General features: G+C 67.3%; 17 protein-coding genes. 9 read left to right on the top strand and 8 right to left on the bottom strand.

Annotated elements, in window-relative coordinates; genetic code table 11:
* The first annotated feature begins 2 nt into the window (after nt 1–2).
* The 3 genes from PKE80_RS03905 to PKE80_RS03895 are packed head-to-tail and all read left to right on the top strand — an operon-like array spanning nt 3 to nt 8,303.
* Nucleotides 3–6,584, top strand: a complete 6,582-nt coding sequence (locus PKE80_RS03905) for a type I polyketide synthase (RefSeq protein ID WP_271181368.1) — start codon at nt 3–5, stop codon at nt 6,582–6,584.
* Nucleotides 6,581–7,603 (top strand): glycosyltransferase family 2 protein, encoded by a 1,023-nt coding sequence (locus tag PKE80_RS03900; RefSeq protein ID WP_271181367.1) that lies wholly within the window; start codon nt 6,581–6,583, stop codon nt 7,601–7,603. The genes PKE80_RS03905 and PKE80_RS03900 overlap by 4 nt, the downstream gene beginning before the upstream one ends.
* A gap of 4 nt (nt 7,604–7,607) precedes the next feature.
* Nucleotides 7,608–8,303, top strand: a complete 696-nt coding sequence (locus PKE80_RS03895; RefSeq protein WP_271181366.1) for a 4'-phosphopantetheinyl transferase family protein — start codon at nt 7,608–7,610, stop codon at nt 8,301–8,303.
* A gap of 39 nt (nt 8,304–8,342) precedes the next feature.
* Here the strand turns inward: PKE80_RS03895 and PKE80_RS03890 are convergent, their stop codons facing one another.
* Nucleotides 8,343–8,576 carry a response regulator transcription factor gene (locus tag PKE80_RS03890; RefSeq protein ID WP_008830144.1) on the bottom strand — a complete coding sequence of 78 codons (234 nt, stop codon included), beginning with the start codon at nt 8,574–8,576 and terminating at the stop codon, nt 8,343–8,345.
* Nucleotides 8,577–8,793: 217 nt separating this feature from the next.
* Complete coding sequence (locus PKE80_RS03885) at nt 8,794–9,627, bottom strand: response regulator transcription factor (RefSeq protein WP_271181365.1); 834 nt, start codon at nt 9,625–9,627, stop codon at nt 8,794–8,796.
* Between the two features lie 429 nt (nt 9,628–10,056).
* Between PKE80_RS03885 and rfbC the strand changes: the two genes are divergently transcribed.
* Together rfbC and rfbA are read left to right on the top strand one after the other, a co-directional pair.
* Nucleotides 10,057–10,635 (top strand): dTDP-4-dehydrorhamnose 3,5-epimerase, encoded by a 579-nt coding sequence (gene rfbC / locus PKE80_RS03880; protein ID WP_271181364.1) that lies wholly within the window; start codon nt 10,057–10,059, stop codon nt 10,633–10,635.
* Nucleotides 10,636–10,726: 91 nt separating this feature from the next.
* Nucleotides 10,727–11,662 (top strand): glucose-1-phosphate thymidylyltransferase RfbA, encoded by a 936-nt coding sequence (gene rfbA / locus PKE80_RS03875; RefSeq protein WP_271181363.1) that lies wholly within the window; start codon nt 10,727–10,729, stop codon nt 11,660–11,662.
* Nucleotides 11,663–11,794: 132 nt separating this feature from the next.
* Here rfbA and PKE80_RS03870 read toward each other — a convergent pair whose 3' ends face one another.
* Nucleotides 11,795–13,060 (bottom strand): family 43 glycosylhydrolase, encoded by a 1,266-nt coding sequence (locus PKE80_RS03870; RefSeq protein WP_271181362.1) that lies wholly within the window; start codon nt 13,058–13,060, stop codon nt 11,795–11,797.
* A 175-nt stretch (nt 13,061–13,235) separates the two neighbouring features.
* Entirely contained in the window at nt 13,236–16,091 is a 2,856-nt protein-coding gene (locus PKE80_RS03865; protein WP_271181361.1) for a TonB-dependent receptor, read from the bottom strand.
* A 446-nt stretch (nt 16,092–16,537) separates the two neighbouring features.
* On the opposite strand from PKE80_RS03865, the gene PKE80_RS03860 reads away from it, so the two are divergent.
* Nucleotides 16,538–17,884 (top strand): MFS transporter, encoded by a 1,347-nt coding sequence (locus tag PKE80_RS03860; RefSeq protein WP_271181360.1) that lies wholly within the window; start codon nt 16,538–16,540, stop codon nt 17,882–17,884.
* Nucleotides 17,881–19,719 (top strand): DUF8034 domain-containing protein, encoded by a 1,839-nt coding sequence (locus tag PKE80_RS03855; protein ID WP_271181359.1) that lies wholly within the window; start codon nt 17,881–17,883, stop codon nt 19,717–19,719. Before PKE80_RS03860 ends, PKE80_RS03855 begins: the two co-directional genes overlap by 4 nt.
* 129 nt (nt 19,720–19,848) lie before the next feature.
* Here PKE80_RS03855 and PKE80_RS03850 read toward each other — a convergent pair whose 3' ends face one another.
* A complete protein-coding gene (locus tag PKE80_RS03850; protein ID WP_008830134.1) occupies nt 19,849–20,739 on the bottom strand; it encodes a LysR family transcriptional regulator in 891 nt (296 codons plus the stop codon).
* 161 nt (nt 20,740–20,900) lie between these two features.
* On the opposite strand from PKE80_RS03850, the gene kdgD reads away from it, so the two are divergent.
* The gene (gene kdgD, locus PKE80_RS03845) at nt 20,901–21,827 is read left to right on the top strand and encodes a 5-dehydro-4-deoxyglucarate dehydratase (RefSeq protein WP_271181358.1); all 927 of its coding nucleotides are present in this window, start codon (nt 20,901–20,903) and stop codon (nt 21,825–21,827) included.
* 134 nt (nt 21,828–21,961) lie between these two features.
* On the opposite strand, the gene PKE80_RS03840 is transcribed toward kdgD, so the two are convergent.
* Genes PKE80_RS03840 through PKE80_RS03830 form a run of 3 tightly spaced genes read right to left on the bottom strand, consistent with a single transcriptional unit; the run spans nt 21,962 to nt 25,075 of the window.
* Nucleotides 21,962–22,942, bottom strand: a complete 981-nt coding sequence (locus PKE80_RS03840; protein ID WP_271181357.1) for an alpha/beta hydrolase — start codon at nt 22,940–22,942, stop codon at nt 21,962–21,964.
* 2 nt (nt 22,943–22,944) lie between these two features.
* Nucleotides 22,945–24,225 carry an MFS transporter gene (locus tag PKE80_RS03835; protein WP_271181356.1) on the bottom strand — a complete coding sequence of 427 codons (1,281 nt, stop codon included), beginning with the start codon at nt 24,223–24,225 and terminating at the stop codon, nt 22,945–22,947.
* Nucleotides 24,226–24,277: 52 nt separating this feature from the next.
* Nucleotides 24,278–25,075: a 2-keto-4-pentenoate hydratase gene (locus tag PKE80_RS03830; protein ID WP_271181355.1), complete on the bottom strand. Its 798-nt coding sequence runs from the start codon at nt 25,073–25,075 to the stop codon at nt 24,278–24,280.
* A 293-nt stretch (nt 25,076–25,368) separates the two neighbouring features.
* Between PKE80_RS03830 and PKE80_RS03825 the strand changes: the two genes are divergently transcribed.
* Nucleotides 25,369–26,388: a LacI family DNA-binding transcriptional regulator gene (locus PKE80_RS03825; RefSeq protein ID WP_271181354.1), complete on the top strand. Its 1,020-nt coding sequence runs from the start codon at nt 25,369–25,371 to the stop codon at nt 26,386–26,388.
* The last annotated feature ends 33 nt before the right edge of the window (nt 26,389–26,421 follow it).

Here is a 26,421-nt window from a genome sequence, read left to right as displayed (position 1 = left end):
CCATGCACCAGCCCATCGAAGAACCGTTCGACCCCTCGCTCGACACCTCCAGCGCGGTCGCCATCGTCGGCATGGCGTGCCGCTTCGCCGGGGCGCGCGGCCCGGAGGAATTCTGGTCGCTGCTGAGCGAAGGCCGCGACGGGATCGAGACCTATTCCGAAGAGGAACTGCTCGCCGCCGGAGTCTCGCCCGCCCTGTTGCGCAACCCCGACTACGTGCGCCGCGGCGCGCCGCTCGCCGACATGGAGTGCTTCGACGCCGCGCTGTTCGGCCTGTCGAAGCGCGATGCTGCAGTCATGGACCCGCAGCATCGCCACTTCCTCGAATGCTCGTGGGAGGCGCTGGAGGACGCAGGCCATACGCCGCAGGGCTTTGCCGAGGGAACAGGCGGGGTGATCGGCGTCTTCGCGGGATCGGGCCACAACGCCTACATGCCCTACAACCTGCTTACCAACGGCAAGCTGGTGAACGAGGTCGGCCTGTTCCTGCTGCGCCATACCAGCAACGACAAGGACTTCCTGACGACGCGGGTGTCGTACCTGTTCGACCTCAAGGGGCCGAGCATCAACGTCCAGACCGCGTGCTCGACCTCGCTCGTCTCGATCCACATGGCGGCGCAGAGCCTGCTGTCGGGCGAGTGCGACATGGCGCTCGCGGGCGGAACCTCGATCGAACTGCCGCACCGCCGGGGCTACCTCTACGAGCAGGGCGAGATCCTTTCCCCCGACGGCCTGTGCCGTCCCTTCGACGCGGACTCCAAGGGCACCGTGTTCGGCAGCGGCGTCGCCGTGGTGGCGCTGCGCCGACTGGAGGATGCCATGGCCGCCGGCGACCACATCCATGCGGTGATCCGGGGCTCGGCGATCAACAACGACGGCGCGGGCAAGGTCGGCTACCTCGCCCCCAGCGTGGACGGGCAGGCGGCGGTGATCGCCGAGGCCCTCGCGGTGTCCGGCATCGCGCCTTCGGCCATCGACTATGTCGAGGCGCACGGCACCGGCACGCCGATCGGCGACCCGATCGAAGTGGCGGCGCTGCGGCAGGTCTTCGCCCAGTCTGGTGCAAGGCCAGAGCCCTGCGCGCTGGGTTCGGTGAAGGCCAACATCGGCCACACCGACACCGCCGCAGGCGCGGCGGGCGTCATCAAGGTGGCGCTGGCGATGCGCCACGCCGAGCTTCCCCCTGTTCCGCATTTCGGGGCCGCAAATCCCGAATGCGCGCTGGATACTGGCCTTTTCCGCGTACAGGCCACCAGCGCGCCCTGGCTCCGGCGCGACGATCGCCCCCGTCGCGCCGGGGTCAGCTCACTCGGCGTGGGAGGCACCAATGCCCACATCGTCATGGAGGAAGCGCCGCCGCGCGCGCCCAGCGGGCCGAGCCGCCGTCGCCAGCTGCTGATGACCTCGGGCGCCACGCAAGGTGCGGCGGATGCCAATGCTGCGGCGCTGTCCGCGTATTTTGGGGCGCAGCATTCTGCGGCAACCCCCTCCGTCATTGCGAGCGAAGCGAAGCAATCCAGGGCCGTTGACGCCGCCTCTGGATTGCCGCGCCCCTTCGGGGCTCGCAATGACGAAGCAGGGGAGGAGGGCTGTGTCCTCGCCGATGCGGCCTTCACCCTCAACACCGGCCGTCGCGCGCTGGCATGGCGCCGGTTCGCCGTAGGGCAGGACGGGGCTGAAGCCGCCGCTGCGCTCGAAACCGCAAGTCGCCAGTCGTCCGCGAAGCAGGTTTGCGTGCCCGGCCGCCCGGTCGCCTTCCAGTTCTGCGGCGGCGGGCTGCAGCATGTCGACATGGCGCTGGGTCTCTATCAGACCGAGGCCACGTTCCGCGCCGACGTGGACAAGGGCCTCGCCGTGCTTGCGCGCATCGGCGTGCCGGACCTCAAGCGCTGGCTGTTCCCGGTCGAGGCCGACCGCGACGCCGCGGCCGCCGAGCTGGAACGTCCCTCCAACGCGCTGCCCGCGCTGTTCATCGTCCAGACCGCGCTCGCCCGTTTCTGGATGGCGCTGGGGATCGCGCCGGCCGCGATGATCGGCCACAGCTGCGGCGAGTATGCTGCGGCGCATGTTGCGGGCGTGGTGGACCTCGAAGCGGGCCTGCGCATCGTCCACGCGCGCGGCCGCCTGTTCGAGACGACCGCGAAAGGCGGCATGATAAGCGTGCCGCTTTCCGAGGCGGAACTTGCGCCGATGCTGCCGCCCGGGGTTTCGATCGCGACGATCAACGCCCCGTCCCTGTGCGTCGTATCGGGCGCGGCGGACGCGGTGGCGGCCTTCCTCGACGACTTGCGCGCGCGTGAGATCGAGGCGCAGCCGATCCCCATCGAGGTCGCCGCGCATTCGGCGATGCTCGACCCGATCCTGCCCGAATTCCGCGCCCTGCTGAAGACGATCACGCTGCGCGCGCCGCAGACCCCCTTCGCCTCGAACCTGACCGGGCGCTGGGTGAGCGCGGCGGAGGCGACCGATCCCGAATACTGGGTGCGGCACTTGCGTGAGCCGGTGCGCTATACCGACGGCCTCGAATGCCTGCTGGGCGAGGCGGACCAGGTGCTTCTGGAAGTCGGCCCCGGCCGCGCCATGACCAGCCTCGCCCGCCAGCACCCGGCGCGCAAGGCCAGCCAGCCGGTGGTCGCCTCGATGCGCCATGCGGGTGAGGACGTTGCTGACGACCAGCGGTTGCTCGAAGCGCTCGGCGAACTCTGGGCGCTGGGCGTCGAGATCGACTGGACCGCATGGTGGGGCGAGGAGCGCCGCCTGCGCGTGCCGCTGCCGACCTATCGCTTCGAGCGCGAACGGCACTGGATCGAGCCGGGTGCGAGCCTGCACACGGCGGCGTCCGGGGGCGATGCAGATACCCGCCTCGCGCTGGGCGACTGGGGCTACGAGCCGGTGTGGAGCCGCGAGGATCCGGTGGCGGGAGAAGCCGTGGGCGGGGCTGCAGGCGGTCCGGCTCTGGTGCTCTGCGATGACGACGGGTTCGGCGCCAGCCTTGCCGCGCGGCTGCGCAAGGCGGGGGTGGAGACCGTCACCGTCCACGCCGCGACGCGCTTTGCCGCGAGCGCCGCCGACGCCTTCGCGCTGCGGCCCGACGTGCGCGAGGACTGGGCGCGGCTGTTCGTCCGGCTGGGCCGTGACGGGCGGATGCCGCGTCAGGTCTATCATTGCTGGCTGGCGGGCGGGGTAGCCGCGCCGAAGCGCCGGGATGCGGCGATCCTCGACCGGGGGCTGCATGCGCTGATCGCGATGGTGCCCGAACTCGCCGCTCAGGTGGACGAGGGGCCGGTGGTCGTCGCGCTCGTCACCGACAAGGCGCAGCGCGTGGCGGGCGATGCGGACCTCATGCCGCTCAAGGCCACGGCGATCGGCGCCGCGCGCACCGTCTCAGCCGAGTATCCGGGACTCGAGGTGCGCGCGATCGACATCGATCTTGCCGCCGTGAACGCCGCCGACCTTGCCGACGCGGTGATCGCCGAGGTTTCCGGCCCCCGTGCTTCCGGTGACGTCGCCTTGCGCGCGGGCGAGCGCTGGACGCTCGCCTACCGCAACGCGCGCGAGCCGCTGGCCGAGGGACAGCCGACATGGCTGCGCGAGGGCGGTGTCTATCTCGTCACCGGCGGGCTGGGCGGGCTGGGCCTGTCCATCGCCGACCACCTTGCGCGCGGATACAAGGCGCGCCTCGCTCTCGTCGGGCGCAGCGCCTTACCGCCGCGCGGGGAGTGGGCGCAGCGCCTCGCAAGCGGCGACCTGCCGCTGGGCGTCGAGGACAAGGTGCGCAAGCTGCTCGCGCTCGAAGCGGCGGGGGCGGACGTGGAACTGATCGTCGCCGACGTCGCCGATGCGAAGGCGCTGGCGAAGGGCGTGCGCAAGGCGGTTTCCCGCTTCGGCCCGATCGACGGCGTGTTCCATGCCGCCGGCGCGCTCGACGACGGGCTGATCGAGACCCGCAGCCGCAAGGCGGTGGACGCCGTGCTGCGACCCAAGATCGCGGGCACCCTGGCGCTGGAGGAGGCGCTCAAGGGTCAGGCGCCGGGCTTCCTGCTGCTGTTCTCCTCGGTCAGCGCCTTCGCGGGGCTGCCGGGGCAGGTGGACTATGCCGCCGCCAATGCCTTCCTCGACGCCTATGCGCAATCGCGGCGCAGCGATGCGCGCACGCGGGTGCAGTCGGTCGGCTGGAGCCAGTGGGCCGAAGTCGGCATGGCCGCCGCGCTCGGCGGGCGCGAGGGCGGAGCGCCTGAAGGAGGGATGGGCGCGCTGCCCGACGACCTCGGGGCAGGGAAGGCGATCGAGCATCCCTTCCTCGAACGGCTCTGCACCATTTCCGACGATGAGTTTGTGGTCACCGGCATCCTAACCCCCGTGCGGCATTGGGTGCTCGACGAGCACCGAGTCGTTGATGCCGGTGCGCTGCTGCCCGGGACATCTTTCCTGGAGATGTCTCGGGCAGCAGTTGCGCTGGTCCACCAGGGCGCGCTGGAACTGTCCGACTTCACGTTCCTCAAGCCCTTCGCTGTGCCTGACGGGGAGGCGCGCGGCTTGCGGGTCCATGTCCGTCGGCGCGGCGCGAGCGGGTGGAAGGTCACCATCCTCGGCCGCCCCGAACAGGGCGGCGAATGGATCGAGCACGCACACGGCGTGGTCCGCCCGCACACGCTGACGCCGCTGCGCTCCACGCTTGACCTCGGCGCTATCGCCGAGCGCTGCAGCCCCGCGATCTGCGGCGGCGCCGACCAGCCGATGATGAACTTCGGCCCGCGCTGGGATACGCTCGTGCAGGCGCTTGCTTCCCCTCATGGCGAAGCGCTGCTCCAGCTGGAACTCCCTGCGGCCTACACCGCCGAGGCCGAGGCGATGGGCCTGCACCCGGCGCTGCTAGACTTCGCGACGGCGGGCGCGCAGACGCTGATTCCCGGGCGCGACCGGAGCCGTGATTTCTACGCGCCGTTCACCTATCGCCGCTTTCTCCTCCACGCCCCGCTGCCCGCGCTCGCGTGGAGCCACATCCGGCTGGTCTCCTCCGATGGCCAGACGGCGGTGTTCAACGTGACGATCACCGACGCCGACGGCCTCGTCGTCGCCGAAGTGCGCGAATTCACGATGATGCACATGGGCGACGCGGCGCTGCTCGCCCGCGCCTCCGCGACGCCGCCGCGCGCCGCGAAGGCCGCCACCGGCGAGATCGCGGCAAGCTCCGAGGGCATACTGCCCGAAGAGGGCACCGAAGTGATCGCGCGCCTGCTCTCGGGCCGGTGCCGCCCGCATACGGTGATCTCGCCCTACGACCTCGCGCCGGTGCTCGCGCGCCTGCGCAGCCCGCCGCGCGCCAGCCGCCGGGAGGCTGCGAGCGGCGATCCGGCGGATCTGCCCGCGACCCCGGCCGAACAGGTCATCGCCGACTTGTGGTGCGACCTGCTGGGCATGGAGGCGGTCGGGCGGCACGACAACTTCTTCGATCTTGGCGGCCATTCGCTGCTGGCGGTGCAGTTCACCAACCGCCTGCGCAAGAAGACCGGCCGTACCCTGCCGCTCGCGGCGATGCTCGGCCAGCCGACCGTCGCGGGGCTTGCCGCCGTGATCGACCCGGACAGCCGCGCGCCCGATATGCCCGCCGCCGCCGAGGCGGAAGGACCGGGTCTTGGCTTGGGTCACGGCATCGTCACCATCCGCAAGGGCGGCCCGGCGACGCCGCTGTTCCTGATCCACGACGGCCTCGGCGAAACGCTGCTCTATCGCGGCCTGGCGCTGCGGCTGGACGGCGCGCGGCCGGTACTGGGGATAGAGCCGCTGCGCAAGGCGGACGGCAACTACGCCCACACCCGCATCGACGAGATGGCGACGTACTATATCGGCAAGGTGCGCAGCGTTCAGCCGCAAGGCCCCTATCTCCTCGCCGGGCTCTGCGCCGGGGGCGTGATCGCCTTCGAGATGGCGCAGCAACTTCAGGGGATGGGCGAGCAGGTGGCCTTCGTCGGCGTGATCGACGCCGCCGACGTCGAGGCGCGCAAGCATCGCTTCGGCGAGAGCCGCGCCCGCCTTGGCCGCGTGCTGGGCGTGCTGAAGTCCGGCAATCCGCTGCAGATCTTGCCCGACCTCGGCCGCCGCGCCTGGAACCTCGCGCGCTGGGAGGTCGAATCGCGGATGCGACGGGCCGAGGACCGCCGCACCGTCGATGCCCTGCGTACCGCCGATGCGGGCGCCAGGATGGAGGAGGCGGGCTCCCCCGCGATCCCGTTCCTCAGGCTCTACGAAGCGGCGCACAAGGAGCACCGCCCGATCGGCATCCTGCAATCGACCAGCGTGGCGCTGTTCAAGGCCAGCGACGATACCGACCTTGCCGACGACACCCCCTACCGCGCGGTCTATCGCGACTATGCGCTCGGCTGGGGCAAGCGGGTGCGCGAGGACATCGTGATCCTCGACATTCCCGGCGGCCACATGTCGAACCTGCAGGAGCCGCACGTCGCCACGCTGGCGCCGCTGTTCCAGAATGCGCTCGACGATGCCGTGTCCGAGCATGGTCCGTGGAGCCGCCCGGCGACGACGCACGGAGAACCGATCGACTTCTTCGAGGAGGCCGCAGAATGAGCGGAGGCATGACAGAGGCCATGAGCGGGGGGATCAGCGGGCGCAATTTCCGCCGGGAGCCGGATTTCCCGATCGACGTGGTCATCGTCAATTACCGGACCGGGCCGCTGGTGGTCGAGTGCCTGTCCAGCCTCGATGCCGAGCGCCGCTCGGGCGCGCGGCTGCGGGCGATCGTGGTCGACAACGATTCGCGCGACGGTTCGGCCGAACTGCTGCAGGCGACGATCGCGCGCGAGGGCTGGGACTGGACGACGCTGGTGCGCTCGCCGACCAACGGCGGGTTCGGCACCGGCTGCAACATCGGCATCGAGCATGCCCTACGTGACAGCGAGGCGCGGGGTGTCTGGCTGCTCAATCCCGATACGCGGGTGATGCCCGGTGCCGTCAATGCGCTGGCGAGCTTCATGGCGGCGATGCCGCGCGCCGGGATCGTCGGCACCGCATTGCTGCTGGGCGACGGATCGCCATGGCCTTACGCCTTCCGCTTTCCCACCGTGCTCGGCGAACTGGAGCGCGCCTTGCGCTGGGGGCCCGCCACACGCCTGCTGGCCGGGCACATGACCGCGCGGCGGATGGACGGGCGCGCGCAGCAGATGGACTGGGTCTCCGGCGCCAGCATGGCCGTGCGTCGCGAGGCCTTGCAGCAGGGGCTGCGGTTCGACGAGGACTACTTCCTCTATTATGAGGAGACCGACTTCTGCCGCGAAGCCAAGGCGCGCGGGTGGCAATGCTGGTATGCGCCCCGGCCGACCGTGCTGCACGTCGCGGGCCAAAGCACCGGGCTTACCGCCGCGGATGCTCATGCGCGGCGGGTGCCGCAATACTGGTTCGCCTCGCGGAGGCGCTACTTCCGCAAGAACCACGGCTGGGCTTATGCGCTGGCGGCCGATCTCGCCTGGGTGGCGGGGCACTGTCTCCACCTCGTCAAGCAGCAGCTGCGCCGCAAGCCGCGCGAAGACCCGCCGCGGCTGCTGAGCGATTTCGTCTGGTTCGGGATGCTCGCACCCGAACGGCGTTGAGGCGATGAAGGCCATGGGAGAGGACTTCATCGCCACGCTGGCCCGCCACGGGATTATCGGCGAGCGGATCGCGGCGCCGTTCGTGCTCTGGCTGGTGCGCCCTGACACGGGCGACCAGGCCGCAGTGTCGGCGCTCCTGAGCGATGCGGAGGCAGAGCGGGCGGGGCGGTTCAGGATCGACGCTCTCGCCCGGCGTTACCGGGCGGCGCATGGCGCGCTGCGGCTGCTGGTCGAGGCGGAGTTCGGAATCGCGGCGGCGCGGCAGCGCTACGGAGCCAATGAATTCGGCAAGCCGCATCTGCTCGATGAGCCGGATGTGCAGTGCAATGTGAGCTACAGCGGCGATTTCGCGATGGTCGCCCTGGCGCGGGGCGTGGAGATCGGCATCGACCTTGAGCGGGTGCGCCCTGTCGATGACGCGGCCGGACTGGCTGCGATGTACTATACCGATCGCGAATTAATGCAGCTGAATGAAAGGCCGGGTGCGTTTTCCGACCATGAATTCCTGACGGTCTGGGTCAGGAAGGAAGCGTGTTCGAAGGCACTCGGGCGGGGTCTTTCGATTGCCCCGTCATCGTTCGAGTGCGGAGTGGGCTGCGGCCCGAGGAACGTGCTTGTCGATGGAGAAGTGGTGGAAAGCGATGTTGTCGACCCGAAGGGCGGTGTGCTGATGTCTTGGGCCGTACGAGGCCAGTGTTAGTTCCCTGGTACTAACCGACATTCTTGCTTTTCTCTGCTCTTAGTTAGCCTGCGACTGAAGAAGGCCTTCGCGGATGACGTAGGCGATCATGTGCGCGCGGTTGCGCGTGCGGGTCTTGAGACGCACGTTTTCCACGTGGCGCTCGACCGTGCAGGGTGCGATGTTGAGTTCGATCGCGGTTTCCTTTGCGGAACGACCCATTGCGACAAACTGCAATACGTCGAGTTCGCGCGAAGTGAGCTGGACGTTTTCGGTGCCTTCAATTCTGTACATTTAAACCCCCGTTGATTCAAATGGAGTCAGTTAACCCCATAAACCCAATGTCGCATCGCTCTTCCGGAGAGTCACGCAATATTTTGGGGGAATATACCTACTTCATCATCCTCTTGAGGCACTAATCAGTACTACAATGGGACTCTGAAAATTCAGGATAGGTACGTCATCTGGAACGCGATCGCCTAACAAATGCAGTTAGATGACTCTAAATCACCTATTGCAACAACGTGTTCCTGCTCTTGGGTGCAAGAGTCGTTTCAGGCAGGCGGGGACCGGAAAAATGCCTAATGCTTGAATCGGAAGAGATCGAACCAAGATCGAACCGACTCGCTAGCGGCGGATGGCTCGTCTGGGGAACCTCGACGTTTCCCTCCACGGCCTCCTGTCCGACGAGGCTGGATGGACGGTTAATTAATTCGCGAGCCATCACCGCGGCCTGGGTGCGGTTTTCGACGCCAAGTTTGCGCAGGATGGCCTTAACTGCGGCTTTTACTGCGGTCTCGTTGATCCCCATCTCGCGTGAGATCGCCTTGTTCGGCTGGCCGAGCGCCAGATGTTCCAGCACCCGGACTTCCCTGTCGCGGAATCCGAACGCCTCGATCGCCGGGGCGGGGGCGGCATGGCGGGTGGCTGCAGGCAGGCTGACGAGGAAGTCGATCACTTCCGGAGGCGCCACTTTCTGCCCGTTCGAGACCATCTGCAGGATCGCGACCAGCGAAAGATAAGGCACGTTGTCGGGAAAATAGGCATAGGCTCCCGCCGCATAGAGCGCGACCATCTCGTCGAAGTCGAAAGCACCGGTGAGGACGATGATCCGCATGTCCGGATCATCGCGCTGCATGGTCTCGATGGTGTGGGTACAGTTGTCCTGCAGCAATTCGCGCTCGACGACGATGATCTGCTGAATGTCTTCAGCATGGCCCCCAAGGGTCAGTTCTTCGAGCGCGGATACCGATTCCGCCACCTCGAAAGACGCATCGGTGAAGATGCGTCGAAGGCCTTCGCGGATGATCGAGTTCGTGATCGCAATGGAAATGGATGCCGGCATGTCGGTTCGTATGCCCCTCTTCGCATTTTCGCCCCCATGCGTGGCGGGCACCATGGATGATGATTAATAGTTTGACAATGCCGTAAAAATCAGTGCTCAGAAGAGTAAGGATTGTTGCTGATATGTTGCAACATAGGCTCAAGTCACATGGTCATTATTAATGATCGGCGGTGTTTCTGAGAAGTTATCATCCCGGTCTTCATTTCATCGTATCGTCGAAAGGTCGCCAGATGTGCGTTCGACTCTTTTGGGATACGTAAAATTCATAGGGCCCAAGTCGGAATAGGATACTCGGGCCGGTCATCGCCGAATAGCAGGTTCCCGGCAAAACTGGCTTCCTGTCTCTAGCGGGGCCTGCCGGTCGTGCGTTCATGCGAATACGCGAATGAAGACATTTCTCGCCCGGCAGGAGGAGCGGGAGCCTCGATAATGATCGTCAAGTCGTATGAAATAGCCGGCCCCTGCGCCTTCGTGCCCAGTCGGATTGCAGACATGCGCGGCTGGTGCGCCGAGACTTTCCGACATGACCTGTTCGCAAGGTACTGCGGGGAGGCGATCTTCGTGCAGGACAACGAATCCCGCAGCCTGGCCGTCGGCACCGTGCGGGGCCTGCACTATCAGCGCCCGCCGCATGCGCAGGGCAAGCTGGTGCGCTGCACCGCCGGGGCGATTCTCGACGTGGCGGTCGACATCCGCGCAGGCTCGCCCACCTATGGGCACTGGATCGCGGAGACGCTGACGCCTGACAACGGCACGCAGCTCTGGATACCGCCCGGCTTCGCGCATGGCTTCTGCACATTGCTTCCCGACACCGTGGTCGCCTGCAAGGTCACGGACTATCACTGCGCCGAGTGCGACCTTGGCATGCGCTGGAACGATCCGGTGCTGGCAATCGCCTGGCCCGAGCTTGTCAATCCCGCGAGCCTCTCGCCCAAGGACCGCGCGCAGCCGCTGGTCTGCGAGCGGCCTGCCCATTTCATCTTCGAGGAGCTTGCCGAATGCGCCTGATCGGTTCGCCTGTCCGCAGCTGCGGGGAGAATGCGCACGACCGGGCCATCGCCCGGCACCAATCCGTGAACCAGTCTTCGGGAGTCCGCGCATGAAGGGCATCATTCTTGCTGGAGGCAGCGGTACCCGGCTTTATCCGATGACGCTGTCGACTTCCAAGCAGCTGATGCCGGTCTACGACAAGCCGATGATCTATTATCCGCTCAGTACCCTGATGCTTGCGGGCATCCGGCAGATCCTGATCATCTCCACCCCGCGCGACCTTCCTTCCTTCCGCGAGCTGCTGGGTGACGGATCGCAATGGGGGCTTGAACTGGAGTACGCGGCCCAGCCGCGCCCGGACGGGCTGGCGCAGGCTTACGTGATCGGTGCGGATTTCGTGGGCTCTCAGCCATCGGCGCTGATCCTGGGCGACAACATCTTCCACGGCCACGGCCTGCCCGACCTGCTCGCCCGCGCGGGGGAGCGCAAGCGCGGGGCGAGCGTCTTCGCCTATCACGTGCAGGACCCCGAGCGTTACGGCGTGGTCGAGTTCGACAGTCGGGCGCGCGCCATCTCGATCGAGGAGAAGCCGAGCCTGCCGCGTTCCAACTGGGCGGTGACCGGGCTCTACTTCTACGACGCGCAAGTGGTGGAGATCGCCGCCAACCTCGCTCCTTCGCCGCGCGGCGAACTGGAGATCACCGACGTCAACCGCGCCTATCTGGAGCGCGGGCAACTGTCGGTGGAGATGATGGGGCGCGGCTATGCCTGGCTCGATACCGGGACGCCCGACAGCCTGATGGACGCAGCCGAGTTCGTGCGCATCCTCGAGAAGCGGCAGAGCACCAAGATCGCCAGCCCCGAGGAAGTCGCCTATCGCCGGGGCTTCATCAGCGAGGCGGGGCTGGAACGCGCCATTTCGCGGCTCGGCAAGTCGGAATACGCGCGTTACCTGCGGCACGTTCTGGAGCAGGGAGGGATCACGCCCGACACGGCGTTGCCGGGGGGGCGGCTGGAAATGGACCCGCATCCCTCGGTGCAGTAAAATCCAGCTGCACCCGTTCGTCATTGCGAGCGCAGCGAAGCAATCCAGGGCGGCCCAAGACTGCCCTGGATTGCTTCGCTGCGCTCGCAATGACGAAGTGTGGTGGGTTAGCGAAGGGGCCGGAGCCGAGCCTCAGGCGCGCGGCGTGAAGTCCGGCACCAGATGGCCCTTCTCGTCCATCCGCGCCGGTACGATCCCCGGTTTCTCGCGGAAGGGCGCTTCGTCGTCGTTGCCGAAGATGGTGCACCACCAGCGGCCTTCCTTGTCCTTGAAGATGTTGCCGCCGCCGCCGCACGGCACGCTCTCGTAGCGATCGCGGTACGGGCCGAACGGCGTGTCCGAGGTCGCCAGCGCGAAGGAATAGCGGTTGGGGTGGAAGCGATCGACGGCGCCGAGGTAGTATTTGCCGTCATGCTTGAACATCGTCGCGCCCTCGAAGCCGATGTCCTTGAAGCCGCGGTGGACGCACTTTTTGTTGTGGTGCAGCGGGTCTGGGGCGGGTGTTTCCAGCGTGATCGGGGTCCACTCTCCGTCGTAGCCAGAGAGGTCGGGCTTCAGGCGCACCATCTCGAAGGCGCCGCCGTAGGTCAGGTAGACCGCGCCGTCGTCGTCGCCGAACAGGGTGGCGTCGATGCCGTTGCGCAGCGGCTTGTCGGGCGAGAAGGCGTGGACGTAGGGGCCGGTCGCCTTGCCGGTGGTGCTGCGCAGGATCGCGATGCCGGAACGGCTGATCGAATGGCAGATGTAGTAGTTGCCGTTGATGTAGTGGATCTCCGGCGCCCAGATCGCGCGGAAGTAGTCGCCCTTGCGCACGGTCCACTGCTTCTCCCAGCCGCCGTCCTTCTCGATGCTCCAGACGAGGCCGAGGTAGTCCCACTGCTCGAGGTCGGCCGAGCGCCAGAGTTCGACGCCGTCGTTGGCCTTCCAGATGTCGTCGCCGGTGGAGCCGGTCATATAGTAGAAACCGTCACCGCCGAGGCACACGATGGTGTCGCGCAAGTGGACGTGGATCAGCGGCTTCACCGGCGGGATCAGGCCCTGCGTGACGACGCGGCCGGAGTCGGAATCGTTCCACGGCAGCGCGTTCTTCGGCGGCGTGCCGGGGCCTTTGAAACGCACGCCCTTGCGGTCCACCGCCGCCTCGCTGGTGACCCAGCCGCCGCGCTCGGTTTCGGGAGTGACCGGCAGGCCGGGACCGCTGCGCGTGGCGACGTCGTAGTAGCCCGCAGGCGGTGGGGCGATTGGACGGCCGTTGTCGTCCTCGACCGGGAAGGGCGGGCGCTTCAGCGGCTCGGCGGCAAGGCCGAGCGAGGGGCGCGTGCCCAGCAGCGCGAGGCTGCCGGCAACCACCGCGCGGCGGCTCAGTTCGAAGCCCTTGGTCACGTCATCTCTCTCCATCGGTTCGTTCCCCCAACGGTTCGTCATTGCGAGCGTAGCGAAGCAATCCAGGGCGTTCTTGCGCCGCTCTGGATTGCTTCGCTACGCTCGCAATGACGAAGGGTTTTTGGTCATTGCCCGGCACTCGAACGAAAAAGTCCCGGCCCTCGCGTTAAGCGGGGACCGGGACAGGTCGTCAGTACTTGAAGCGGACGCCGAAGTAGAACTGGCGGCCGAAGCTGTGGTTGAGGACGACGCGGTCGGCATCGCCGATGTACATGTCCTTCACCTCGTTCGTCAGGTTGTTGCCCTCGATGGTGAGGGTGATCTTGTCGGTCAGGTTGACGCCGATCGAGGCATCGACGTTGATCGCGCTGTTGACGCCTTCCTGCGTGCTCTGTTCACGCGCGCCGCCGCCGAAGGCTTCGACGTAGCCAGAACGGTAGGACACCGAACCGCGCAGGGAGAGCAGCTTGTCCTCGTAGAACAGGGTGCCGTTGGCGGTGTGCTTCGACAGGTTGGTCAGCGGGCCGACCACGGTGCCGATGCCGCCGGGGCCGGGGTACTTTAGGTCCGCCTTGACGTACGTGTAGTTCGCCAGGACGCCGAGGTTGCTGAGGAAGCCCGGCAGGAAGTCCAGCTGGTGCTGGTAGTTCAGCTCGAAGCCGCGCAGCTTGCCGCCGTCGCCGTTGATCGTGCGGCGCACGGTGACGGGCACGTTGGCGGGCAGGCCCTGATCGGTCGCGAGGTTGAGCGGGAAGCCCAGCTGGTCGAACGGCACCAGCGTCGAGATCTGCGTGCCCGAGAGCGAGCCGATGTCCTTCTGGAACAGGCTGACGCCCAGCAGCGAGCCCGGTGCGAAGTACCACTCGGCCGAGAAGTCGAGGTTGAAGGCTTCGGTGGGGTTCAGGTACGGGTTGCCCTGGTTGAACACCTGGTTCGCCTGCTGCAGCGTCAGGCTGCCGCCCGGCGACAGCGAGCCGAGGCCCGGACGGGTGATGACCTGCGCGGCGCCGAAACGCAGCAGGAAGTCGGGGGTGATCTCGGCGACGAGGTTCATCGAAGGCAGCCAGTTCTCGTAGCTGCGCTTGACGGTGATCGGGGTGGCGACGCCGCTGGCGAGGCCGTAGCCGAACGAGGTCTGGCCGGTGCGGACATAGCGCACGCCCGCATCGCCGCGGAACATGATGCCGCCGATCTCGCGCTCGAAATCGATCTGGAACCACGCCGCCTTGTCGACTTCCTTGATCGAGCCGGTGTTGCTGGCCGCCGTCGCGTTGGGGTTGGTGCCCGCCACGTCACGTCCGTTGACGCGGAAGTCCACGTCGCGGCCGTTGATGTTGGTCACGCAGTTGCAATAGATATTGAGCGTATCGACGAAGCCCTGCAGGTCGGGGATCACGTAGCCCGAATAGTTCGGGTCGCCGGTCTTGCCGTTCAGCGGCTTGGTCAGCGCCGCGATCTGCGCCGGGGTCAGCGTGCCCGAGGAGGTTTCGGCGACGAAGCGGCGGCTCTCGAAAGTTTCGTAGCGGAAGCGGCGGTATTCGCCGCCGAACGACAGCTTGAAGCCGTCGGCCACGTCCCACTCCGCGCCCAGCTTGGTCGAGAGATAGTCGTTGGTGACCTCGTTCCTGCGGATGCGCACGTCCGAGGTGCCGTTGGTGAACGACCAACTGGCCGGGTCGCTGGGATCGAAGCCCCAGTTGATGGTCGGCGCGCGGCTGTTGTCGCGGTAGTCCCACGAGAACCCGTCCGAGTTGGCGCGGTCGAGGACCACGGCGGTCTGCTCGGGGCTGTCGAACTTCGACTTGGAGTAGCCTGCGTAGCCGTTGAGGCGGAAGGTATCGCTCAGTTCCTGCTTCACCACGGTGTTGTACTGATAGAAGGTGGTGCTGAAGCGGTCGTGGCGCGATTCGATGCGCATGTCGACGTCGTCGAATACGCCGTAGACCAGCGAGTTGTTGGCATCGACCACGCCGTCGCGGATGATCGTCTGCGACTTGCCCGAGGAGCCCGAGCGGCTGAACGAGAGCGCCTCGATGTAGTTTTCCCAGCGCTGCGTCTTGGACTTCGCATAGAGCCCCTCGACGACGATTTCGGTGCGATCCGAGGGCTTCCACTGGACGGCGCCGGTGAGACCCAGGCGCTTGATGTCGTTCTTCCAGGTGTCGTAGCGGGGAATGCGCGGGTGATAGATCAGGTCGCCCCAGTTCGAACCGTCGGCGGCGGGGGCCTGGTTGATCTGGGCGGCGGTGTAGCCGGGCAGGGTGGAGGCCGCGTTGAAGCCGCCGTTCACGCCCGCCGGGCTCCAGCGCACGGTCGAGTGGCCTTCCTCCTCGATGGTGCGGGTGGAGTACGCGGCCGAGGCGAGGACGCCGAACGTGCCCGAATCGTTCTGCCAGCTGACGAGGCCCGCAAGGCGCGGGTCCCATGCCTTCGACAGATCGTTGTAGCCCGCGCGGGCGGACCCGGCGACGACGAAATTGTCCTTGAAGTCCAGCGGGCGGGCGGCCTGCAGGTCTACCGTGGCGCCGAGCGAGCCTTCCTCGACCGAGGCCGAGGCGGTCTTGCGCACGGTCAGCGAGTTGAACAGTTCCGAGGCGAAGATGTTGAAGTCGAAGCCGCGGCCGCGGTTGACGCCGCCGCCTGCATCCGAACCGCCGGTGGTCGCCACGGCTTCCATGCCGTTGATGCGCACGCGGGTATATTCGGGGCCAAGGCCGCGCACCGAGATCGCGCGACCCTCACCGCCTTCGCGGCTGATCGCGACGCCGGGAATGCGCTGGAGCGATTCCGCCAGGTTGTTGTCGGGGAACTTGGCGACGTCCTCGGCCTTGATCACGTCCACTGCGGCGGTGGACTGGCGCTTTTCGGCCTGCGCGGTCTGCACCGAGTTGCGGAAGCCGGTGACGATGATGTCGGCGGGCGTCGCGCCGTCGATCTCGGAGGTCTGCGCGTCCTGCGCATAGGCCGGCGAGATGCAGGCGACGGCCAGAACGGTCGCGGACGCACCGCGCACCAGGCGACGACGAAGAATTGCGGAACTGCGCACCCTGATTTCCTCCCCATTTGTAGACCGGCGACGCGGGACTTTCCCGTCCTCGCCTTGACCGGCCCAGCCTCCCTTTTATGGTCGAGCTTGATACCGGTGTCAGAGACTACGAACAACACGCAGATTGATACGCCCGGCGCTTCATTGCTTCGTGCGCGAAAAGGGGCTTGATCGATGCAGTCGGTGCATCGGTTCGGGGAAGAAAGCGGGATTGTCGAATGCCGAACTTCCGTCCCGTCATTGCGAGCGTAGCGAAGCAATCCAGGGCAATTCCACCCCGCTCTGGATTGCTTCGCTACGCTCGCAATGAAGAAGCGACGGCGACGATGCACAGCGCACATCGATCAAGCTGCACAGCGGCATGGATGGAGTGGACGCCGCGCGCGTAAGTCTGAAGGCACGGAAAAAGCCGCAAACCAGTGCGGCGGATGTGGGGCGATGGAGAGATGGATTTGTCAGGTTCGATAGAAGCGGCCACCCCGGCGGGTACGCGCCCGACGAAGGTGCGTTTTCTCATCATCGCGCTGATCTTCGTCATCACCTCGCTGAACTACGCGGACCGCTCGACCTTCTCGATCGCGGGGGCTTCGGCCTCGGCGGAGCTGGGGCTGGATGCGGTGCAGACCGGGTTCATCCTCTCCGCCTTCGCCTGGGCCTATTCGCTGGCGCAAATCCCCGGCGGCGCGCTGCTTGACCGGTTCGGGACGCGGCCGATCTATATCGCCGCGATCGGGACGTGGTCGTTCTTCACGGTGCTGCAGGGCTTCGCGGGCTTCATCCTCGGCGCGACGGTGGTGACGCAGCTGTTCCTGCTGCGCTTCCTCGTGGGTCTGTGCGAGGCGCCCTCGTTCCCCGGCAATGCGCGCATCGTCGCCGCATGGTTCCCGGCGCGCGAGCGCGGGACGGCCTCGGCGATCTTCAATTCGGCGCAGTATTTCTCGCTGGTCGCCTTCGCGCCGCTGATGGGCTGGGTGGTCCATGAATTCGGCTGGCGCGCGGTGTTCTTCGTGATGGGCGCGCTGGGCCTGATGGCGATGTGCGCCTTCGCCGCCTTCATCCGCGAGCCGACTCGCCACAAGTGGGCCAACGCCGCCGAAGTCGAACTGATCCGCGAAGGCGGCGGCCTCGTCGAACCGGAAGGCCGCAAGGACAAGGCCGCCGAGCCGACCTTCACCTGGAGCAACGTGCGTCAGCTGCTGACCAGCGGCATGATGATCGGCGTCTACCTCGGCCAGTACTGCATCAACGTGCTGACCTATTTCTTCGTGACCTGGTTCCCGATCTATCTGGTCAAGGATCGCGGCTTCAACATCATGGAGGCCGGCTTCGTCGCCGCGCTGCCCGCGCTGTGCGGGTTCGTCGGCGGCGTCGCGGGCGGCGTGATGTCGGACGTGCTGCTGGCGCGCACCGGCTCGATCACGATGGCGCGCAAGGCGCCGCTGCTGGCGGGGATGCTGCTCGCCAGCCTCATCATGGTCGCCGCCAAAGTGGAAAGCCAGGTCGGCGTGGTGCTGCTGATGTCGGTCGCGTTCTTCGGCAAGGGCGTCGCTTCGCTCGGCTGGGCGGTGATGTCCGACGTGGCGCCGCGCAAGCTGGCGGGGCTGGCGGGCGGCGTGTTCAACACCTTCGGCAATGCCGCCGGAATCGTCACGCCCATCGTCGTGGGCATCCTCGTCGCGCAGGCGGGGTCGTTCGACACCGCGCTCGTCTTCGTCGGCGCGCATTGCCTCTTGACCATCGTTGCCTATTTCGTCGTCGTGCAGAAGCTCGAGCGACTGGAGCTTGCCGCATGAATCTCGACCGTCGTACCGTACTGCTGGCCACCGGCGCGCTGATGCTGGTTCCGGCCATAGCCCGCGCCGGATCGGCCGAGATCGCCATCGACACGCCGATGGCCGCGCCGCGCTGGGCGGTGCTGCAGCGCCACCTCATCGCCATGCAGGGTGACGCCGCCCGCGCCTTCCACGACCGCTACTTCAACGCGAAGCATGAGATCGAGGCGTTCCTGCGCTGGGGCGCCAACGACGGCCCCGACGACGCCATCGAGGCGATCAACGACTGGCCCTACCTCTACCTCATTGGCGGCGAGGCGGGCCTGCTCGACCTCGCGCAGAAGGTGCAGGAAGCCCACTTCGCGCAATACTCCCGCGCCCGCACCAAAGACGTGCTGATGGGCCGGAACGGCATGTACGTGCGCGAATTCCCGCCGCAGATGGACTGGCAGCACATCAGCGAGGGCCTGACGACCTTCAACCAGCTCGGCCTGTGCAACCCGGACGACCGCAAGCTGATCGAGCGTGCCCGCCGCTTCGCCGATTTCTACACCGGCCGCGATCCCATCGCGCGCAACTACGATCCGAAGCTGAGGCTCATCCGTTCGATGTTCAACGGCAGCATCGGCCCGCTGATGCGCCCGGCGACGATGCTCGACTGGGCAGGCGACCCCTTCGACACCGCGCCGTTCGAGATGGTCCACGGCGAATCGAGCTACAAGGACACGCTGGAGCACTACCGCGAATATACCGAGACGGTCGGCGACAACCCGCTGAACCTGCACTCGACCGCGCTGGGCTTCAACGCCTGGATGCTGACCGGCGAAGCGCGCTTCCGCGACTGGATGCTGGAGTATGTCGAGGCATGGGCGGCGCGGGCCAAGGCCAACGGCGGCATCCTGCCCAGCAATATCGGGCCGGACGGCAAGGTCGGCGGCGGCGCGGGCGGTCACTGGTGGGGCGGCACCTACGGCTGGGGGTTCAGCCCGATCAACCCCGTCACCGGCAAGCGCGAGGACCGCAACCGCATCCCGCGCGCGATCATGGGCTTCATGAACGCCTACATGGCGACCGGCGACGACCGCTACCTGCAGGTCTGGCGCGACCAGAACGCGGCGATCAACGCACAGTCGCGCAAGATCGACGGCGTGCTCTCCGCGCCGACGATGCACGGCGCGCAGGGCTGGTACAGCTTCAAGCCCGGACCCTACCGCTTCAACACCGGCGAGATCTGGTATCTCTCCCAACGCGAGGCCGACCGCGCGGCGATGGAGCCGACGCCGTGGACGCAGTTCCTCGAGGGCAAGCAGGACGGCTGGGCCGAACAGGCGCTGCTCGACGACATGGAGCGCGTGCGCACGCAGATGGTCCGCGTCCACGAGGACAAGACGACTGCTGCGACGCGCCTCGCCGACAACCCGATCGAGCGCAACCCGGTCTCGGTGACGGCGCTGCTGCACCAGACCATGGGCGCGATCCACGTCGCGCGGCCGCCGTGGTCGAAGACCTCGCCCAATCAGGGCGGCACGCTGCTCTTCGCGCGGTTGCGGCACTTCGACGCCGACCGCAAGCGTCCGGGCCTGCCCGAGGACGTGGCGGCGCTGGTGGAGAAGATGGATGCCGGGACGACGACGCTCTCGCTGGTGAACCTCAACCCCGCGCTGGCGCGGCGGCTGGTGATCCGCGGCGGCGGCTACGGCGAGCATCGCATCGAGGCGGTGCGGATCGGCGACAGGCGCATGCCGGTGGGCGATCGCGACGTGGCGCTCAGGCTGGAGCCGGGCGCGGGCGCAAGGGTTGTGCTGGAGATGAACCGGTTCAGCCAGCCGCCGACACTGGCGTGGCCGCAGATGTAATCGTCGTCCCGGACTTGATCCGGGACCGCTGGCCATGAACGGCCCACCTTGCTGCGCGCGCAGCACGCTCTCGCCTAAAGACAGCCACCGGTCCCGGATCAGGTCCGGGACGACGTCATTACTATCGCGTCATTCCGCCATCGCCTTCAGACACAGTTCCCTGAACGCCGGCAGCGCCGGGTTCTCGCTCTCCCGCCGCCACGCCAGATGCAGTTCCACCGGCGCGGCGGGCTCGCTCTCGAAGGGCCGGAACACCACCCCGCGCGGATGGAGCCCCGCCGCCGCCTCGGGCACGATCCCAGGCGCGAGCCCCGCGCCGACCAGCCCCAGCAATGAGTGGATCTGCGTCACGTACTGCACGTAGCTGGGCGCTGCCCCGGCCCGCTCGAACAGGCTGGACAGCAGCAGGTTGAAGTACCCGGCCCCGCGCTGGGCGTACATGACGAGATCCTGCCCGTCGAAATCCCCCGGCGCGAAACGCTCCTGCCCCGCGCGCGGATCGTCCTCGTGCAGCGCCACCAGCAGGCTTTCCAGCAGCAGCGGCGCCGAATCGAACTGTACCTTGTCCACCGGCGGGCGCACCAGCGCGAGGTCGATCATGCCGGTATGCAGCGCCTCGAACTGATCGCCCGAGACCAGTTCGTGCAGCTGCAGTTCCAGCCCCGGCAGTTCCACCGCCGCGCGCTTGACGATGCGCGGCAGCAGGACATAGCCCGAGACCGCCGTAAAGCCGATCGAGATGCGCCCGGTCTCCCCCTTCCACACCCGCCGCGCCGCCAGCGCCGCGCTTTCGGACAGGCGCACGATGCGGCGCGCTTCGTGAAGGAAGGTCTCGCCCGCCAGCGTCAGCGTCACCCGGCGGCTGGTGCGGTTGAACAGCTCGACGCCGAGGATGCGTTCGAGCACCTGGATCTGGCGGCTGAGCGGCGACTGGGTCATGTGCAGCCGCTCGGCGGCGCGGCCGAAGTGCAGTTCCTCGGCGAGGACGACGAAGCAGCGCAAGTGCGTGAGTTCGAACATCGTCGATGCCTACCGCGCATGAGGCCGGAGGAAAAGCGCGCGATGCATCGATGGGCGCTGATCGATGCCGCTGCGACATAAATCGATCCAGTCCCAGCGATGGGCGCGGCCGCCCCGCGCAGGTAGCAAAGGCTCTACAGGATCAATTGGAGCATTAAGCGATGTCGCCTCAGGATTTGGCCGCCCGTATCGGCGGGGGTCTCCTCTCGTTTCCGGTCACGCATTTCGACGCCGACCTGAAGTTCGACGAGGCGGCCTATCGCGACCATCTCGGCTGGCTGTCGGACTACGACGTGGCCGGCCTGTTCGCGGCGGGCGGCACCGGCGAGTTCTTCTCGCTCACCCCGGCCGAAGTGCCGGGAATTGTCAAGGCGGCGGTCGAGGAAGCGGCGGGCAAGGTGCCGGTGCTTTCGGGCTGCGGCTACGGCACCGCGATCGCGGTGGAGATGGCGCAGAACGTCGAGAAGGCGGGCGCCAACGGGCTGTTGCTGCTGCCGCCCTACCTCGTCAATTCGACTCAGGAGGGCCTTGCCGCCCACATCGAGGCGGTCTGCAAGGCGACCTCGCTGGGCGTCATCGTCTACAACCGCGACAACGCGATCGTCACCGAGGACACGCTGGCCGGTCTTGCCGAGCGCAACCCCAACCTCATCGGCTACAAGGACGGCGTCGGCGATGTCGAGCTGATGATGCGCATCTACGCCAAGCTGGGTGACCGCCTGACCTACATCGGCGGCCTGCCCACGGCCGAGACCTTCGCCCCCGCCTATCTGGAAATGGGCGTGACGACGTACTCCTCGGCGATCTTCAACTTCATGCCGGAGTGGGCGCTGGCTTTCTACAAGTCGGTCCGCGCGCGCGACAAGGCGGCGATCCTGGCGGGCCTGATCGACTTCGTGCTGCCCTATATCGCCATCCGCAATCGCGGCACCGGCTATGCGGTGTCGATCGTCAAGGCGGGCATGAACGTGATCGGCCGCCCGGCGGGTCCGGTCCGCTCGCCGCTGACCGACCTCTCCGCAGAAGAGCAGGCGATGCTCGCCGCGCTCGTCGAGAAGGCCCAGGCTTCGCTGCGCGAGACGGCCTGACGGTACTCACCCAAGGCGCGGGTGGCTCCAAACGCCCGCGCCGTGACGCAGGGATGAACTTGCTCCCACCCCTCCGGGAGCCGGTTCATCCCTGTTTTTTGTGTCCGTCGTCCCGGGTCGAGCCCGGGACGACGTCAGCCGAGCCCCACGCGGCTCGCCCAGTCGAGCCAGAGGCCCGGCCACGCGGCCACAGGCTTGCCCGCGATGTTCCACAAGTTGAACCCGTGCCCGCCCTCGGCGAAGAGGTGGAGGTCCACGCTCACCCCCGCTTTTCTCAGCGCCGCGCGCAGACGCAGCGAGTTCTCGACCGGCACGGTGGCGTCGTCCTCGGCATGGACGATGAAGTGCGGCGGGCTTTCGGGCGTCACGTTGCGATCCACCGAATGCGCCGCCTCGAGCGCGGGCGTCGGGTTCGGGCCGAGCAGCTTCTCGCGCGATCCGGCATGGGCGATGGCGCGGTCCATGCTCACCACCGGGTAGAGCGGCGCGGCGCAGAACGGCCGGGCGGAGAGCCTGTCCGCCGCGTCCACCGGCGCGTAGGCGGGAAACGCGAAGCGGCTGGCAAGGTCGGCGCACAAGTGGCCGCCCGCTGACGATCCCATCACCGCCACCCGCTCCGGCGCGATGCCGTAGGCGGCCGCCTTCGCGCGGATCAGCCGCATGGCGCGCTGGGCATCGGCAAGCGGCGTGTTGGAGCGATCCTTCCAGCCCTCGCCGGGCAGGCGGTAGGTGAGAACGAATGCGGTGTAGCCGTGCTCGGTCAGCCACTGCGCGACCTGAATGCCGCCCTTGTCGAGCGATTCCTCGCGGTAGCCGCCGCCGGGGATCACCAGCAGCGCCGCGCCGTTGGGATACTTCGGGCGGAAAGCAGTGATGCGCGGCCGGGCGATCCCCGCGATCACGCGGTCGGGCTGGGCGGGGTTGGCGGAGCGCTCGGTCGCGATCTCCACCGGCAGCGGGGAGGGTGCTCCCGGCGGCGGCCCGGGCCAGAGGTCGATGACCTCGCCGGTTTCATGAAACGGACGCGGCGGGAGCGTTGCCCCCGCCGCCGGTATCGTGCGGATCACCGAAGCCGCGAGGGCTCCGGCGAACAGAGCCCTGCGGTCGATTGCCATGGTCAGACCCGCGCCTGCGCCAGACGCGGGCTGAGGACGTGGACTGCCAGCAACGCGATCAGGTAGGCGCTCGCGCAGATGGCGAAGAGCACCTCGTAGCTGTGCGTGGCGTCGAGGATGTAGCCCGCGAACAGCGCCATGCCCATGCCGCCGAAGGCGCCCACGGTGCCGCCGATGCCGACCACCGAGCCCACCGCGCCGCGCGGGAACACGTCGGAGGGCAGGGTGTAGAGGTTGGCCGAGAACGCCTGATGCGCCGCCGTGGCAAGGCCGATCACCAGCACCGCGACCCACACGTTGTCGACGCTCTGGACGAACCAGATCGGCAGCACGCACAGCGCCGAGAGCAGCATCGTCGCCTTGCGCGCGAAGTTCGGGGTGCGCCCCGCCTTGATGAGCTTCGAGGACATCCAGCCCCCCGCGATGCTGCCCACGTCCGAGATCAGGTAGATCGCGGCGAGCGGCAGGCCGAAGGTCTTGAGGTCGAGGTCGTAGCGCTCGAACAGATAGCCGGGCAGCCAGAACAGGAAGAACCACCAGATCGGGTCGATCAGGAACTTGCCCAGAGCATAGGCCCAGGTCTCCTTGACGACCAGCAGGCGGCTCCAGCCGATCTTCTCGACGGGGTCGGCGGGGTCCTGCTTGATGTAGGCGAGTTCGGCCGCGGTGACGCGCGGATGCTCGTCCGGGTGGCGGTAGACGGCCCACCACACGGCGAGCCAGATGATGCCGAACAGGCCGGTGACGAAGAACGCCATGCGCCAGTCGAACCACAGCACCAGCAGCGGCACCAGCAGCGGGGTGACGATCGCGCCGACGTTGGCGCCCGCGTTGAACACGCCGATCGCCAAGGCGCGCTCCTTCTGGGGGAACCAGTCGGTCACGGCGCGGATGCCGGCGGGGAAGTTGCCCGATTCGCCGACGCCGAGGCCGAAGCGCGCCATCGCGAACGAGGTCAGGCCGGTGGCGAAACCGTGTGCCATGTGGCTCACCGTCCAGATGACGATGGCGACGGTGTAGCCGAGGCGCGCGCCGAGCGTGTCGACGATCTTGCCGAACGACAGGTAGCCGACCGCGTAGGCCAGCTGGAACCAGAACACGATCCCCGCGAAGTCGGACTCGGACCAGTGGAACTCCGCCGACAGCGTCGGCTTGAGCACGCCGATCATCTGACGGTCGACGTAGTTGATGGCGGTTGCCGCGAACAGCAGCGCCACCACGACCCAGCGATAGCGCCCGACTTTTGCCGTCTGGCCTACCGTACCGCCGGTTCCTGCATCCATTTCCCTACTCCCTTGCGACCGTCTTGTTCGTGTGCCGCTCTAATTGGTTCTGTCAGGCGGGTTTTGCCGCGACGATGCCGCAGGCTACCGTACCGTGCCCCGCGAAAGTCGCCAGTACCTGCTGGCCGGGCACGACCTCGTGAACCCCGGTGACAGCGCCGGTCGAGACCCAGGTGCCGCCGCTGCAGTCGATCCCGCGCGCGACAAGGTTGCCGAGCAGGAAGCGCACCGCGCCCAGCGGGCCGTCGAGCATCGTCGCCGTGGTGGCCTCGCCCGCCGTCTCGCCGTCGATGTCGAGGCGGACGGTGATCGCGTTGAAGTCGATCGTCTCCCAGCCTTCGAGCACCGGCCCGATGACCATGCCGTAGTTGTTGCCGTAGTCGGAGACGGTCACCGGCGGCCCGTCCGCGTTGATGCGCGGGTAAGGCGAACTGGCGACCTCGATGCCGATGTGCACCGCGTCGAGGACCGCGCGGGTGGCCGCGTCGTCCTGCGGCACCGTGCCGTCCCAGCCTGCCGCGACGTGAAGCAGGAACTCCGCCTCGCCCGCTGCGAAACCTTCGGCGAAGACGGGCATCTCGGGCGATTCGCCCGCTGCCACCGTCACCACGCTGTCGGTGAAGATCGGCCCGGCCAGACGGTTCGCGCCCAGTTGTCCGTCAAGCGGCGGGTTGATCTTGCCGACCTTCCAACCGGCGACCTCGCGCCCGTCGAAGGCGAGGGCGAAATCCTGGATCGCATAGCCGCCGCCGAGGTCGGTGGGGGCTTGTCCGGGATAGGAATCCAATGCGCGCTTCTCGCGCCGCGCCGTCACGAATGCTTCGGCGACTGCCTTTGCCGTGTCTGTCAAAACAATCCCCACACCCAAGAATACCGTGCTTCGGTCAGTTCGGCGCTGGATTACCGGCGACACCGGTGTCATCCAAACGCCCATCCTGACCCGTCTGTACAGAGTGTCCGCTCTGTCGGATTGGTCACCCGCCGGTACGCCCTGCGAGCGTTCCGGCATCTTTCCATCCTATGCAAATGCACAGGCGATGGAATGGTAACCGGTGTCATCTTGCCTTTCGTCCCGCTTGAAGGCAAGCCGGAAAAATTCGGCCCATCGACCAACGCGCCGACGCAAGACCATAAGGACGCCGCATGGCAGAAGGCCAGAAACCCACGATCAACGACGTTGCGCGCATTTCCGGCGTGTCCAAGAAGACGGTGAGCCGCGTCATCAACAAGTCGCCGCTGCTCAATCAGGCGACGCGCGAGAAGGTCGAATCGGTCATCGCCGACCTTGGCTATGTCCCCAATCCGCAGGCGCGGGCACTGGCGCTGCGGCGCAATTTCCTGATCGGCCTGATTCACGACAACCCCAACGCGCAGATGGTGCTGGGGGTGCAGGAGGGTATCCTCGACACCATCCGCGACACCGAGTTCGCCCTCGTCGTCCATCCCGTGAACCGCCATTCGCCGACGCTGGCGGAGGACATCCGCCGCTTCATCGAGCAGCAGCGGCTCTACGGCGTGATGCTTCTGCCGCCGCTGTCGGAGCGCGACGATCTCGCCGAATTGTGCCGCGATCTCGGCTGTACGCTGGTGCGGATGGGCTCGGCGCGGCTCGACGACGACGAGCACCTCGTCGCCTCGAACGACCGGCAGGCGGTGAGCGAGGCAGTCGCGTGGCTCGTGGAACTGGGCCACACGCGAATCGGCTTCGTCGCCGGGCCGGAGGGCTTCCGTTCCGCCAACGAGCGCGAACAGGGCTTCCTCGACGGACTCGCGGCGGCGGGCCTGACGCTCGACCCGGCGGTCGCGGCGCGCGGTACTTATCGCTTCGAATCGGGCAAGGCGGCGGGCGAGAAGCTGCTGTCGGCCGCCGAACCGCCCACCGCCGTGTTCTCCAGCAACGATGAGATGGCGGCGGGCATCCTCCACGCGGCGCGCGAGCGGGGGCTGAACGTGCCCGAAGACCTGTCGATCATCGGCTTCGACGATACCGCCACCGCCGCGCACATCTGGCCGCCGCTGACGACAGTGCGCTGGCCGATCCGCACGATGGCCAGCACGGCGGCGGCCAAGCTGATCCGCCCGGCCTCGGCAGCGTCGGAGCCTTCGTTCTTCCTATCGGACCTGATCCGGCGGGCTTCGGCGGTGCCATACCCGAAACCCTGACATCCCGTCATTGCGAGCGCAGCGAAGCAATCC

Source organism: Novosphingobium resinovorum (assembly GCF_027922145.1).
In the GTDB taxonomy this organism is placed as follows: domain Bacteria; phylum Pseudomonadota; class Alphaproteobacteria; order Sphingomonadales; family Sphingomonadaceae; genus Novosphingobium; species Novosphingobium resinovorum.
Note: the sequence above shows the minus strand (reverse complement) of the source record. Positions and strands in the feature narration are given on the sequence as shown.

Bases quoted from the DNA above. Each gene is read 5' to 3' on its own strand.
- rfbC (WP_271181364.1), top strand. From the start codon at position 10,057: ATGATCGTCAAGTCGTATGAAATAGCCGGCCCCTGCGCCTTCGTGCCC.
- PKE80_RS03885 (WP_271181365.1), bottom strand. From the start codon at position 9,627: ATGCCGGCATCCATTTCCATTGCGATCACGAACTCGATCATCCGCGAA.
- PKE80_RS03840 (WP_271181357.1), bottom strand. From the start codon at position 22,942: ATGGCAATCGACCGCAGGGCTCTGTTCGCCGGAGCCCTCGCGGCTTCG.
- rfbA (WP_271181363.1), top strand. From the start codon at position 10,727: ATGAAGGGCATCATTCTTGCTGGAGGCAGCGGTACCCGGCTTTATCCG.
- PKE80_RS03895 (WP_271181366.1), top strand. From the start codon at position 7,608: ATGAAGGCCATGGGAGAGGACTTCATCGCCACGCTGGCCCGCCACGGG.
- PKE80_RS03855 (WP_271181359.1), top strand. From the start codon at position 17,881: ATGAATCTCGACCGTCGTACCGTACTGCTGGCCACCGGCGCGCTGATG.
- PKE80_RS03850 (WP_008830134.1), bottom strand. From the start codon at position 20,739: ATGTTCGAACTCACGCACTTGCGCTGCTTCGTCGTCCTCGCCGAGGAA.
- PKE80_RS03835 (WP_271181356.1), bottom strand. From the start codon at position 24,225: ATGGATGCAGGAACCGGCGGTACGGTAGGCCAGACGGCAAAAGTCGGG.
- PKE80_RS03870 (WP_271181362.1), bottom strand. From the start codon at position 13,060: ATGGAGAGAGATGACGTGACCAAGGGCTTCGAACTGAGCCGCCGCGCG.
- kdgD (WP_271181358.1), top strand. From the start codon at position 20,901: ATGTCGCCTCAGGATTTGGCCGCCCGTATCGGCGGGGGTCTCCTCTCG.
- PKE80_RS03905 (WP_271181368.1), top strand. From the start codon at position 3: ATGCACCAGCCCATCGAAGAACCGTTCGACCCCTCGCTCGACACCTCC.
- PKE80_RS03860 (WP_271181360.1), top strand. From the start codon at position 16,538: ATGGATTTGTCAGGTTCGATAGAAGCGGCCACCCCGGCGGGTACGCGC.
- PKE80_RS03825 (WP_271181354.1), top strand. From the start codon at position 25,369: ATGGCAGAAGGCCAGAAACCCACGATCAACGACGTTGCGCGCATTTCC.
- PKE80_RS03890 (WP_008830144.1), bottom strand. From the start codon at position 8,576: ATGTACAGAATTGAAGGCACCGAAAACGTCCAGCTCACTTCGCGCGAA.
- PKE80_RS03900 (WP_271181367.1), top strand. From the start codon at position 6,581: ATGAGCGGAGGCATGACAGAGGCCATGAGCGGGGGGATCAGCGGGCGC.